General features: G+C 74.0%; 8 protein-coding genes. 6 read left to right on the top strand and 2 right to left on the bottom strand.

Going from position 1 to position 12929, the window contains the following annotated elements:
• Positions 1-205 precede the first annotated feature (205 nt).
• The 3 genes from asnB to ACWDBB_RS00430 all read left to right on the top strand — a co-directional run bounded on the left by asnB (position 206) and on the right by ACWDBB_RS00430 (position 5040).
• On the top strand, positions 206-2056 hold the full coding sequence (gene asnB / locus ACWDBB_RS00420; RefSeq protein ID WP_449787492.1) for an asparagine synthase (glutamine-hydrolyzing): 1851 nt from the start codon (positions 206-208) through the stop codon (positions 2054-2056).
• A 275-nt stretch (positions 2057-2331) separates the two neighbouring features.
• Entirely contained in the window at positions 2332-3447 is a 1116-nt protein-coding gene (locus ACWDBB_RS00425; RefSeq protein WP_449787493.1) for a hypothetical protein, read from the top strand.
• A 153-nt stretch (positions 3448-3600) separates the two neighbouring features.
• On the top strand, positions 3601-5040 hold the full coding sequence (locus ACWDBB_RS00430) for a pyridoxal phosphate-dependent decarboxylase family protein (RefSeq protein ID WP_449787494.1): 1440 nt from the start codon (positions 3601-3603) through the stop codon (positions 5038-5040).
• A 247-nt stretch (positions 5041-5287) separates the two neighbouring features.
• Here the strand turns inward: ACWDBB_RS00430 and ACWDBB_RS00435 are convergent, their stop codons facing one another.
• Positions 5288-5515 carry a hypothetical protein gene (locus ACWDBB_RS00435; protein WP_449787495.1) on the bottom strand — a complete coding sequence of 76 codons (228 nt, stop codon included), beginning with the start codon at positions 5513-5515 and terminating at the stop codon, positions 5288-5290.
• 149 nt (positions 5516-5664) lie between these two features.
• A complete protein-coding gene (locus ACWDBB_RS00440; protein WP_449787496.1) occupies positions 5665-9588 on the bottom strand; it encodes a non-ribosomal peptide synthetase family protein in 3924 nt (1307 codons plus the stop codon).
• A 266-nt stretch (positions 9589-9854) separates the two neighbouring features.
• On the opposite strand from ACWDBB_RS00440, the gene ACWDBB_RS00445 reads away from it, so the two are divergent.
• The 3 genes from ACWDBB_RS00445 to ACWDBB_RS00455 all read left to right on the top strand — a co-directional run bounded on the left by ACWDBB_RS00445 (position 9855) and on the right by ACWDBB_RS00455 (position 12873).
• A complete protein-coding gene (locus ACWDBB_RS00445) occupies positions 9855-10553 on the top strand; it encodes a GNAT family N-acetyltransferase (protein ID WP_449787497.1) in 699 nt (232 codons plus the stop codon).
• A gap of 282 nt (positions 10554-10835) precedes the next feature.
• Entirely contained in the window at positions 10836-12098 is a 1263-nt protein-coding gene (locus tag ACWDBB_RS00450) for a MurT ligase domain-containing protein (RefSeq protein ID WP_224281748.1), read from the top strand.
• Between the two features lie 46 nt (positions 12099-12144).
• Positions 12145-12873, top strand: coding sequence for a type 1 glutamine amidotransferase (locus tag ACWDBB_RS00455; protein ID WP_392876158.1), 729 nt, complete (start codon positions 12145-12147; stop codon positions 12871-12873).
• Positions 12874-12929 lie beyond the last annotated feature (56 nt).

A 12929-nucleotide genomic window follows, 5' to 3' on the forward strand; every position in this document is an offset into this window, starting at 1 on the left:
CTAGGTCGGGCTCCCCGCCGAAGCCAAAGTTTCTGCCCGAAATCGGGCAGACATTACGACTTTCAGACCACGTTCACGCCTCCTTCACATTGGACCGCCGATCGGCCACCCGGTCACCCCCGTTCTCGAAAGCCCCTTGAAGCGACGCCAACTCCGCACGTAGCGTGACCCCCTGAACACGAAGCGGAAGACCGGAGGCTTGCGGATGTGCGGGATCACCGGATGGGTCGCGTTCGAGCGCGACCTCACCGCCGAACGGGGGGTCATCGAGGCGATGACGGCCACCCAGGTCCGTCGCGGCCCGGACGCCGGCGGCGTGCACCTGGAGCCGCACGCCGCGCTCGGCCACCGCCGGCTCGCGGTGATCGACATCGCGGGCGGCGTCCAGCCGATGACGGTCGAGCACGACGGCCGGACGCTGGCCGTGCTCACCTACAGCGGAGAGGTCTACAACCACCGCGAACTGCGCGCGGACCTGGAGGCGGCCGGGCACCGCTTCCGCACCCGCAGCGACACCGAGGTCGTGCTGCGCGCCTACCTGGAGTGGGGCGAGCACCTGGCCGAGCGGCTCAACGGCATGTTCGCCTTCGCGATCTGGGACGTGCGGCGCGAGGAGCTGCTGCTGGTCCGCGACCGGATGGGCGTCAAGCCCCTGTACCTCCACCGCACCCCGGACGGCGTGATCTTCGGCTCCGAGGTCAAGGCCCTGCTCGCCCACCCCGCCGTCCGCCCGGTGGTGGACCTGGACGGGCTGCGCGAACTGCTCGGCTACACCCGCACCCCCGGCCTCACCCCGTACCGGGACATCCACGAGGTCCGGCCCGGGCACGTGGTGCGGGTGCGCCGCGAGGGCCTCACGGTGCGCCGCTACTGGGCGCTGGAGGCGCGCGAGCACCGCGACAGCCTGGAGGCCACCGTCGCCACCGTCCGGGCCCTGCTGGACGACATCGTGCACCGCCAGCTGGAGGCGGACGTCCCGCTCTGCTCGCTGCTCTCCGGCGGCCTGGACTCCAGCGCCGTCACCGCCCTCGCCTCCCGGACGCTGGGCGCCGCCGGGGCCGGCCCGGTGCGCTCCTTCTCCGTCGGCTTCGCCGGGCAGAGCGAGACCTTCCACGCCAACGACGTCCGGCAGACCCAGGACGGCCCGTTCGCCCGGCTGCTCGCCGAGCACGTGGGCGCCGACCACAGCGTCGTCGAGCTGGACGCCGCCGACCTGACGGACCCGTCCCGGCGCTCCGCCGTGCTGCGCGCCCGTGACCTGCCCAACGGCGTCGGCGACATGGACACCTCGCTGCTACTGCTCTTCCGGGGCGTGCGCCGGCACTCCACCGTCGCGCTGTCCGGCGAGTCCGCGGACGAGCTCTTCGGCGGCTACCGCTGGTTCCACGACCCCGAGACCATCGCCGTCGAGGACTTCCCCTGGGCGCTCGGCCTCACCGGCATCGCCGGCGGCGGAGCCACCCCGCGCGAGTACCTCCTGGACGCCGAACTGCTCCGCAAGCTCGACCTGGACGGCTACCGCAGGGCCCGCTACCGCGAGGCGATCGCCGAGGTCCCGCACCTGCCGGCGGCGGATCCGCTGGAACGGCGGATGCGCGAGATCTCGTACCTCAACCTGACCCGCTTCGTCTGCATCCTGCTCGACCGCAAGGACCGGATGAGCATGGCCAACGGCCTGGAGGTCCGGGTGCCGTTCTGCGACCACCGGCTGGTCCAGTACGTCTTCAACGCCCCGTGGGCGATGAAGACCTTCGACGGGCGGGAGAAGAGCCTGCTGCGCGCCGCCGTCCGGGACGTGCTGCCGCCCGCGGTCGCCGAGCGGCCCAAGAGCCCGTACCCCGTCACCACGGACCCGCACTATCCGGCGAAGCTGCGCGCCGAACTGGCCCGGCTCGCCGTCGAGCGCACCTCACCGGCCCTGGACCTGCTCGACCGGCGGCGCCTGACCGACGCGCTCGCCCCGGACACCGACCCGCAGTCCGTCCGGCTGGCCGTGGACCTCGCGCTGGACTTCGACGCCTGGCTGACGGAGTACCGGGTGACGCTGGAGCTGTGAACGCGGGCGCCCCACGGGCCCCCGGGAGAGGCCCGCGGGGCGCCGGGGCGCCGGGGCGCGGGTGCCACCACCCGGACGGCGCAGTTGGCGACGCCCGCGCCCCCATACTCCGTCCGGGTGATTGTGCGGAGCCCCATCCCGCCGGGCCCCGCGGTCCCCCGGTGCGGTAGCGTCGCCGACACCTCCCGAACGGCGGGCGAATACGCGGATTACCCGCTCATCTGCCGTCAGGATGGAAGCGAAACGTTCACCTCGATCCGCCGGGGGATCCCGTCATGCAGCCGCGAGTCTTCGCGATTCTCACCGCCCTGCTCCTGGGCGTCCTGGGCCTGGGGTCGGTGGCCGTCACCGACTGGTCGCCCGCGGCGGCCACCGCGCCCCAGGCCGCCGCCCCCGGGGGCACCGCCGCCGGCGCCAAGCCGGCCGCGGCCGGTGCCGCGGGCGCCACCCCGACCGGCGACCCGGCGGTGTGGACCCGCTCCACGCTGCGCAACAAGCTGATGGCCGAGATGGACGCCACCGACCCCGGCGTCGCCCTGGCCGACCTCGACAAGATCACCAAGGAGAAGCCGTACACCGTGCGCTTCTGCCACCCGATCGCGCACGAGCTCGGCCACGCGGCGGTCAAGCGCTTCAACGCCGACTTCCAGAAGGTCATCTCCTTCCCGCACGAGACCTGCGCGGCCGGCTACCTGCACGGCGCGGTCGAGGAGATGCTCAACGCCTCCACCCAGCCCGAGACGGACCTGCTCAAGCTCTGCGCGCCCAAGAACAACGGCCCCTGCATCCACGGCGTCGGCCACGGCACGATGTTCGTCGCCAAGCAGGACGTCGCCAAGGCCCGCGACCTGTGCAACAGGTTCCCCTCCGACCAGAACCGGATCCGCTGCTCCGAGGGCCTGTTCATGCAGCTCTTCGGCCCCGACGAGGAGGACGAGCAGGCCAAGGCCAACCTCCCGGCGGACAAGCTCGCCCAGGACCCGCTCTACCCGTGCAAGGACCAGCCGGCGCTGTTCCAGTCCGCCTGCTTCTTCTACGCCCCGACCTTCTACCTGTCCTCGCACGACTACCCGAACCACCCCGAGGTCTACGCCGAGGCCCTCAAGTGGTGCCTCAACGGCAAGGCCGGCGGCGGAGCGGTGGACTGCAGCCGCGGCGTCGGCTCGCGCACCATGAAGTACAACCTGGACCGCGAGGACTGGGCGGCCCAGCAGTGCGCCACCGCCGCCGACGGCTGGCAGCGCAAGGCCTGCGCCGAGGGCCTGGTCAGCTACTACACCGTCAACTACACCGACGGGGGCGCGGCAGGACGGCTCTGCGCCAAGATCACCAACAAGGAGATGCAGGGCTACTGCCGCTCGGCGAGCGGCCTGTCCAGCTCGCTGGACTGAGCCCCGGTCACCCGGACCGACACCCCGCTCTCAGCACGAGGGCCCGCGCCGCACGGCGCGGGCCCGTTTGCGTAGGATCACCCGATCATCGCCTGATCAGGGTGCGCCAAGGACGCCGCGCCCCGCCCCTCCCCGGCCTCCCTGGAGCACGCCATGACCACCGAGGACATCCCCGGCGCCGATTTCCGCCGTGCCGCCCATGCCACCGCCGACCTGGTCTCCGACTACCTCGCCGAACTTCCCGGGCGCCCGGTCTGGCAGCCCATGGACGAGGCCGCCCGACGGGCCCTGCTCGACGCCCCGCTGCCCGCCGAGGGCCGCCCGCTCGACGAGCTGGTCGGCGCCATCGGGCGGGACGTCCTCCCGTACCCGATGGGCAACGGCAACCCGCGCTTCTTCGGCTGGGTCAACTCCGCCCCCGCCCCCGCCGGGGTGCTCGCCACCCTCGCCGCCTCCGCGATGAACCCCAGCTCGGCCGGCGGCGACCACGCCGACGTCCACCTGGAGCGCACCGTGGTCCGCTGGACAGCCGAGCTGGTCGGCTTCCCGCACCCGACCGGCGGCGGCCTGCTCACCTCCGGCACCTCGATGGCGACCATCGTCTGCCTCGCCGCCGCCCGCAACCGCGCCGCCCGGCGGGCCGGCCGGGACGTCCGCGAGGAGGGCCTGGCCGGCCTGCCCCCGCTGGTCGGCTACGTCACCGGCGAGACCCACTCCTGCGTCCGCAAGGCCGCCGAACTCCTCGGCCTCGGCAGCCGCCACCTGCGCACCGTGGCCACCGCCCCCGACGGCCGACTGGACACCTCCGATCTGCGGTCGGCCATCGAGCGCGACCGCGCGGCCGGCCTGCTGCCCTTCCTGGTGGTCGCCTCGGCCGGCACCGTCGGCGCCGGCGCGGTGGACGAGTTCGGCCCGATCGCCGACCTCTGCGAGGAGCAGGGCCTCTGGCTGCACGTGGACGGCGCGTACGGCGCCTTCGGCCGGCTCGACCCGGCCATCGCCCACCGCTACGCCGGACTGGAGCGCGCCGACTCACTCGCCCTCGACCCGCACAAGTGGCTCGGCGTCCCGGTCGACTGCGGCTGCGCGCTGGTCCGCGACACCGAGGAACTGCGCGGCACCTTCAGCCTCGTCCCGTCCTACCTGCGCGACGAGTCGGCCGGCGCGCTCGGCTGGTTCTCCGAGTACGGAACCGAGCAGACCCGCCCCTTCCGAGCCCTCAAGGTCTGGGCCACCATCGCCCACAAGGGCCGCGCCGGCCTCGCCCAGGACATCGCCCACTGCACCGCGCTGGCCCGACGACTCGGCGAACTCATCAAGGCGGACGAGGAGTTGGAGCTGCTCGCCGAGGTGCAGACCTCGATCGTGGCGTTCCGCCACCGCGCCCCCGGACTGGACGAGGCCGCCCGCGACTCCCTCAACCGCGACCTCCCCGTCGCCGTCCAGCGGCGCGGCCGGGTCTTCGTCACCGGCGCCCGCCTCGGCGCCGCCGAGATGCTCCGCGCCTGCTTCCTCAACGCCGCCACCACGGAGGACGACCTGCACCTCCTGCTCGCCGAGGTCAAGGCCGCGGCCGCCGAACTGCTCGGATAGCGGCACCGGATCCGCGCCCACCGCCCCGGCCCGCCCTGCGGGCGCGGATCCGGCCGGCGGTCAGTCCCGCGCCTCAGTCCTCCGCCTCGACCTCGACCTCGACCAGGAACTCGTTCACGGAAAGGCTCCGTTCTCCAGGGGTCCGCGGCGGGGTCACACCTCTCGCCGCCCTTCGCACTCCCAGGTCTCGCAACTGCCCTGAGCCGCCCTCACCGCGCCGGCGGGGGCGCGGTGAGGGCGGGCCGGCTCAGCCCCGCCCGGCGGGGCGCACCGTGCAGGCCGCGTTGGCGAGCATCGGCCCGAAGCCGCCGAGCAGGGCGCCGATCACCTGGTGGCAGGCGGCGGCCTCCTCGGGCGTCTTGGGGCCGTTGTCGGCGGCGCCGGCCGGCCGGGCGAGGGCGAGCGGCACGGCCAGCAGCAGGGCGCAACAGGCCGTCGCCAGTGCGGAGTTCCTCACGGACGTGGAAGCGGACATCGGAAAGCCCCTTCGGAAGGAGTCGGGATCGGCGGAAAGCCGAGCCATCCCTATCCGAAGGGGCTCCCCCGCTCAGGGATCCTGGGCCATCCGTGAGCGTTTCCGGAGCATTCGATCAGAAGCGGCATCCGGTCAGCGGTGCCGTCCGGTCAGCGCCCCGGGCGCTCGCCGGGCACCGTCCGCTCCACCTCCCGGATCGCGGCGGCCAGCTCGGCCACCCCGTGCTCCCGCAGCACCCCGTAGTGGTCACCGGCCAGGTCGACCACGGTGGGCGGGGCGGCCGAGTAGCCGCTGCGGCCCTCGATGAAGGAGTAGTCGTCGCCCGCTGCCTTGAAGAGGGTCACCGGCGCCTCCAGCCGCCGCTCGGCGAGTTCGCGGAAGCTGTACTCGAACTCGTAGGTCTCACCGACGATCCCGGTGATCCGCCGGATCAGCTCCTCGTCCAGCTCCGGCAGCATCCGGTGCACGAAGGCGACGAAGGTCGACTCGTCCACCGTCTCGGCCAGGCAGCGTTCCAGTTCGGGGCCGCCGATCCGACCGGTGAACACCCCGAACAGGATGGTGAGGTACCCCGGGTCGGTGTACGAGGCCTCACGGCCCCGCCGACGGCCGTCGCCGTGACGCACCTTCGGGTTGCCGGGGCAGATCAGCAGCAGGCGCTCCACCCGCTGCCCGGCCCGCTCCAGCTGCCAGGCCGCCTCGAACGCGACCCGGGCGCCGAAGGAGAAGCCCCACAGCGTGTACGGGCCCCGCGGCTGCACCCGGCGCAGCTCGGCGACGTCGGCGGCGGCCATCTCCCGGATGGTCGGGTACGGCGTCTCGCCGGGGTTGATGCCGTACGCCTGGACGCCGTAGAACGCCCGGCCCCCGCTCGCCTCGCGGCCGAGCGGCCGCAGGTTCATCGGGTAGCCGCCGAGGCCGGGCCAGCAGAACACCGCCCGGCCGGCGTCGCCCGGGTGCAGCGGTATCAGCCGGGAGGCCGCGCCCCCGCCGCCGCTCTCCCCGCGGCCCCCGCCGTCGCCCTCCCCGCGCGCCCGCTCGATGCGCCCGGCCAGGTCACCCAGCCGGGGGCACTCGAAGAGCACCTGCAGCGGCAGGGCGACGCCGAACTCCCGGTTGATCCGGTTGACCAGGGCGACGGCGATCAGCGAGTTCCCGCCGACGGCGAAGAACTCGTCCGTCACCGACACGTCCTCGTAGTTCAGCGCCCGCCCCCAGGCCTCGGCCAGCCACCGCTCGCACCCGGTGGCCGGGGCGACGAACTCGCCGCGCACGTCGGCCGTGCGGACGGCCTCGGACGCGGCCAGCGCCTTGAGGTCCACCTTGCCGTTCGCGGTGAGCGGCAGGGCGTCCAGCACCAGCACCCGGCCCGGCAGCATGTAGTCGGGCAGCAGGGTGGCCAGTTCCTCCTTGATGATCTCGGCCGGGCCCTTCATGTGGACGGTGTCCTCGTGCATGCCCTCGCTGCGGATCTGCTCCTCGCTCACCTTGCCGCCGAGGAAGAAGTACGACGGTCCCGGCGTGATGCCGCGGCCGGCCAGGATCTCGTCGATGCGGCGGGCGGCGGGCAGCGGGTGGCCGGATTTGGAGCTGTAGCCGGAGGACATGAAGCCCATGGCCAGGCCGTTGCGCTGGAGGCGGTGCAGCACCGCGCCGAGTTCGACGTACTGCAGCCACTCCTCCTCGGTTCGGCTGACGGCGGTAATGCCGAACGAGGCCCGGGCGTAGACGGCCTGGTTGATCGCGATCACGTGCCGGGACTCCACCACCTCGTCCGAGACGTGCGTCAACTCGCCGTCGGCGTACCGGTAGAGGCCGCCGGGCAGGCCGTCCACCCGGCCCTCGTGGGCCTGGACGTACAGCTCGACGCGCTCGGCCCGCGCCGGGCCGCCGGCCCGGACGACGGCGAAGCCGCCCAGGTAGTGGTCCTCCTCGGCGACGTCCAGCCGGTCCTTGACCGCCGGGTCGAGGCCGAGCGGGCGCACGTCCAGCCCGTACCCGGGCAGCACCTCCGCCAGGACGCCCAGCATGTGGCCGGTCTCGAACTCCAGCACCTCCCGGATGTTGTTCTTGTAGACCGGCTCGACGGCGCCGTGCTTCCCGGAGAAGTGCAGCCTCAGGTAGGGCTCGGACGCGGGCTCGGCGGGCCCGATCCGGACCAGGACGTGTTCGACCGGGTGGTAGTAGTACAGCCCGGCGGCGAGCCCGTCCAGGCCGTCGGTCTCCAGGTACAGCTGGGTCGCGTACAGCGCGCCGGGCGAGGCGTAGGAGTACTTGGGCAGCAGCCGCTCCTCGCTGTGGAACTGGCCGAACCACCGCAGGACGCGGCCGAGTTCCGGCAGGCCCAGGAGCTCCGGGTCGCGGCCGCAGGCGCCGGCCGGGCGCGGGGCGAGCAGCGCGGTGAGGTCGTCCCGGGTGACGGCGCCGCCCTCGTAGAACCGGTAGGTCTTGCGGGCGAAGGTCTCCCGGCGCTGCTCCTCGGTCTCCTTCCGTCCGGGCAGCTCGACCCGTTCGCGGCCGGCCAGTCCGCTCCGGTCGCGCAGGCCCGGGTCGGACAGCTGGGCCTTGACCTGGAGCTTGCTGGCCTTGGACTGGTGGTGGCCGCCGTGGCTGCCCTGGTCCATCAGGGCGGCCTCGCGCGGGTTGAGTTCGACGCAGGCGACCAGGTTCGGGTGCCCGGTGCGGTCGTCCCCGGTGACGACCGCGGCCGCGCGGCGCACCCAGGTGTGCTCCTCGATCGCGCGGGCGATCTCGTCCAGCTCGACCCGGTACCCGCGCAGCTTGACCTGGTTGTCCACCCGGCCGGCGAACTGCAGGGTGCCGTCCGGGTTCCACTGCACGAGGTCGCCGGTGCGGTACAGCCGCTCGCCGGGGTCGAACGGGGCGCGGACGAACCGCTCCGCGGTCAGCTCCGGCCGGTTCAGGTAGCCGCGGGCGAGCTGGACGCCGCCGATGTACAGCTCGCCGACGCCGTCGGCGGCGACCGGCAGCAGCTCCTCGTCGAGGACGTAGCACCGGGTGTCGGCCACCGGCCGGCCGATCGGCACCGAGCCCGCGCCGTCGCCCGGAGCGGCCGGGTCCACCAGGTGCGAGGTGGCGTTGATGGTGCACTCGGTCGGGCCGTACAGGTTGACCAGCGCGGCCTGCGGCAGGGCCTGGAGCAGGTCGCGGGCGAGCCGCCGGGAGAGTGCCTCGCCGCCGGCGAACACCCGGGTCAGGCCGGTGCAGTCGGTGAAGCCCTCGGTGTCCAGCAGCGCCCGCAGCAGGGTGGGCACGCACTGGAGCGCGGTCACCCGGTGCCGCCGGACGGCGGCGACCAGCGCCTCCGGGTCGCGGTACAGGCCGGGCGTGCCGGCCACCACCCGGGCGCCGACGGCGGGGGCGAGGATCTCCCACTGCGCGGCGTCGAAGCTCATCGGGGTCTTCTGCAGCACCGTGACCTCGGGGTCCAGGTGCCCGGCGGAGTGCATCCAGCGCAGCTGGGAGACCACCGAGCGGTGCTCGATCATCACGCCCTTGGGCCGGCCGGTGCTGCCCGAGGTGTAGATCACGTAGGCGAGCGACTCCGGCGCGGCGGCGTCCTCCGCCGCGTCCGGCAGCGGCTCGGCGTCCTCGAAGGTGACGACCGCGGTCCCGGCGGGGGCCAGTGCGGCGAGCCGCTCGCGCAGGTGCGCCTGGGTGAGCACGATCCGGGTGCCGCTGTCCTCGAGCATGTAGCGGAGCCGGTCCTCGGGGTACTCGGGCGACAGCGGCAGGTAGCCCGCCCCGGCGTGGAGCACGCCCCAGGCGCCGGCGACCAGCTCGACGGACGGCTCGACGTACAGGCCGACGCAGCCGTCCGGGCCGGCGCCCAGCCGGCGCAGCCGTACGGCCAGCCGGCGGGCCGTCCCGGACAGCTCCCGGAAGGTGAGGCCGCCGCCCTCACCGAGGACGGCCGGCGCGTCGGGCCGGATGCCCGCCTGCCGGTCGAGCAGCCCGGTCAGCGCGGTGCCGACCGGAGCACGGCGGGCGTGCGGGACGGCGGGGGTGGCGGTGTCGGTGTCGGTGGTGGGGACGGACGGGGTGTCGCGCATGAGGAATGACTTTCGATGGTGCGTGGACGGACGGGCCCGGTGCTCCCGCTCACCAGGAGCACCGGGATCGCCACCCACCGTCGGCCGCCCGGCGTCCCGGCCGCATGAGGCACCGGTCGGGACCTGCGCGGGTGCCGTCCCGGCCGACCCGCCCGACGTCCCGGGCGGGAGCCCGCCCGGTCCCACGCCTCCCGAGCGCCGCCGGGCATTCGCGCGTTCACGATCACGTAACCGAACGGAAGCGCACCGTCGGTAGCGTCGGCGGCATGAAGGCATCCCGCACGCGCCCCGAACGGCTCTGGCACCGGCCCTTCCGCAGGTCCGACCGCAGGTGCGCGGCGCCCCAGGGCCAGGCCACCCGGCTGCCCGCGCTCACCGGCGGCCCGTACCGGACCGGCCGGCCGCAGCCGCCCGCGGAGCATGCCGCCGGCCAGGCACCGGAGGCCCCGTCCCGGCTGTCCCTGCCGGACGGGACCGAGCTGCTGCTGCGCCCGGCCGGGCCGGGCGACCGGGCGGCGGCACTGGCGATGCACGGCCGCTGCTCCCCCGCCGCGCTGCGGCTGCGCTACCACGGCCCGGTCCGCGACGCCGGCCGCTACCTGGACCACCTGCTGGACCCCCGGCACGGCCGCAGCCTCGTCGTGACCGCCCCGGACGGGCGGATCGTCGCGCTCGGGCACCTGATGTGGGACGACGGCGAGGCCGAGCTGGCCGTCCTGGTCGAGGACGCCTGGCAGCGGCGCGGGCTGGGCCTGGCGCTGCTGCGGCGGCTGTCGGCGGCGGCCCGGGCGGCCGGCGTGGGGACGGTGTACGCGGTGACCCACGGCGACAACGCCGGGCTGATCGCCGCGATGCGGCGGCTGGACGCGCCGCTGGACTTCCGGGCCGAGGACGGCACCCTGGTGATCACCGCCACGTTGGCCGCCGCGGATCCGGCCGGATGCGCCCACCGTCCGCACCGCTGATCATTTCTTCACCAGATCCTTACCCGGGTCGCTCGGGAACCCCGCGGTGCCCGTGGAGCGTCGTGAAGGAGTGGGGGTTTGGAGCCGATCCCTTGGGGCCGCTCCGTACACCGCTCTCCCCGGCAGGCCGTCAGCGACGCCCGCGAACGCGTCGCAGCAGGCGGCACGGGGTCCGGATCGTCCGGTCGGGCTACGGAGTCGGTAGGCTGACCCCCGTCCCCGCCGCCCGTCGGCCCGTTATCCGGCCACGGGTGGTGCCGCAGCAAGGAGGAACCACTGAGCATGGCAGGCACCGAATCGGAGCCCACAGGCGCACGCGACGCCTCGCTGCCGGCCCGCGCCAAGATCGCGGTCACCGCCGGCCGGGTCGCCGCCGCCGTGTCGCGCAAGGCCGGGCGCGGGAGCGGCTCGGTGATCGGCGGCAAGGTCGCCCTCAAGCTCGACCCCGACCTGCTCGCCACCCTCGCCGACCACCTCGACGTCGTCCTGGTCAGCGCGACCAACGGCAAGACCACCACCACCCGCCTGATCGCCGAGGCGCTGCGCGCCGCCGGCCCGGTGGTCTCCAACGCCCTGGGCGCCAACATGCCGGCCGGCATCACCTCCGCCCTGGCCGGCGGCACGGACGCCCGCTTCGGCGTGATCGAGGTCGACGAGAAGTACCTGGCGACGGTCGCCCGCGACACCCGCCCCAAGGCGATCGCCCTGCTCAACCTCTCCCGCGACCAGCTCGACCGCGCCGCCGAGACCCGGATGATGGCCGAGAAGTGGCGCGAGGGCCTGCAGAACACCGAGGCCGTGGTCATCGCCAACGCCGACGACCCGCTGGTGACCTGGGCCGCCTCCTCCTGCAAGAAGGTGGTCTGGGTGGCCGCCGGACAGGCCTGGAAGGAGGACGCCTGGTCCTGCCCCGCCTGCGGCGGTGTCATGCAGCGCCCCGGCGACGACTGGTTCTGCCAGGACTGCGGCTTCCGCCGTCCCAACCCGCACTGGGCGCTCCAGGGCACCCACGTGATCGACCCGCAGCGCGGCGCCTGGCCGATCCAGCTCCAGCTGCCGGGCCGGGCCAACCTGGCCAACGCCACCAGCTCCGCCGCCGTCGCCGCCGTGTTCGGCGTCGCCCCGCAGGTCGCCCTGGAGCGGATGCGCTCGGTGGCCGCCGTGGCCGGCCGCTACGACGTGGTCCAGTACCAGGGCCGGGACATCCGCCTGCTGCTGGCCAAGAACCCGGCCGGCTGGCTGGAGACCTTCTCGCTGATCGACGGCCCGCCCGCCCCGGTGATCCTCTCCGTCAACGCCCTCGACGCCGACGGCACCGACACCTCCTGGCTGTGGGACGTCGACTACGAGCGCCTCGCCGGGCACCCGGTCTTCGTGATGGGCCAGCGCAAGCTGGACCTGGCCGTCCGCCTGGAGGTCGCCGGGCTCCAGTTCCACGTGGTGGACACCCTGGAGCAGGCCGTCCGGATGGCCCCGCCCGGCCGGATCGAGGCCATCGCCAACTACACCGCCTTCCAGCAGCTGCGGAAGGTCGTGGCCGGCTGATGCCGCGCCCGCACACCAGTCTTTACGTGACGGAAGGCCTTCGAGGATGAGTGAGAGCAGCCTGCGCGTGGTCTGGGTCTACCCGGACCTGCTCAGCACCTACGGCGACCGGGGCAACGCCCTGGTCGTGGAGCGCCGGGCCCGCCAGCGCCACCTCAACGTGACCCGGATCGACGTCCGCTCCGACCAGGCGATCCCCACCAGCGGTGACATCTACCTGATCGGCGGCGGCGAGGACCGCCCGCAGCGCCTGGCCGCCGAGCGGCTGCGCGCCGACACCGGCCTGGTGCGGGCCGCCGAGAACGGTGCGATCATCTTCGGCGTCTGCGCCGGTTTCCAGATCATGGGCCACGAGTTCATCAACGACCTCGGCGAGCGCGAGCCGGGCCTGGGCCTGCTCGACGTCTGGACCACCCGCGGCGAGGGCGCCCGCTGCGTCGGCGACGTGCTCGCCGACGTCGACCCCCGGCTCGGCCTGCCGCAGCTGACGGGCTTCGAGAACCACCAGGGCGTCACCCACCTCGGCCAGGGCGTGCAGCCCTTCGCCACCGTCAACGTCGGTCGGGGCAACGGCACCGGTGACGGCACCGAGGGCGCCTGGCGGGACACCGTGTTCGGCACCTACCTGCACGGCCCGGTGCTGGCCCGCAACCCCGCCGTGGCCGACATGCTGCTGAAGCTCGCGCTGGACGTCAGCGCGCTGCCGCCGGCGGACACCACCTGGTACGACGCGCTGCGCGCCGAGCGCATCGCGGCCGCGACGCGCCCCCAGTAGTACATCCGTACGCCCCGGCCGGGTGCCCGCCATGCGGTCACCCGGTCCGCGGGCGG

Source organism: Kitasatospora sp. NPDC001095 (genome assembly GCF_053598615.1).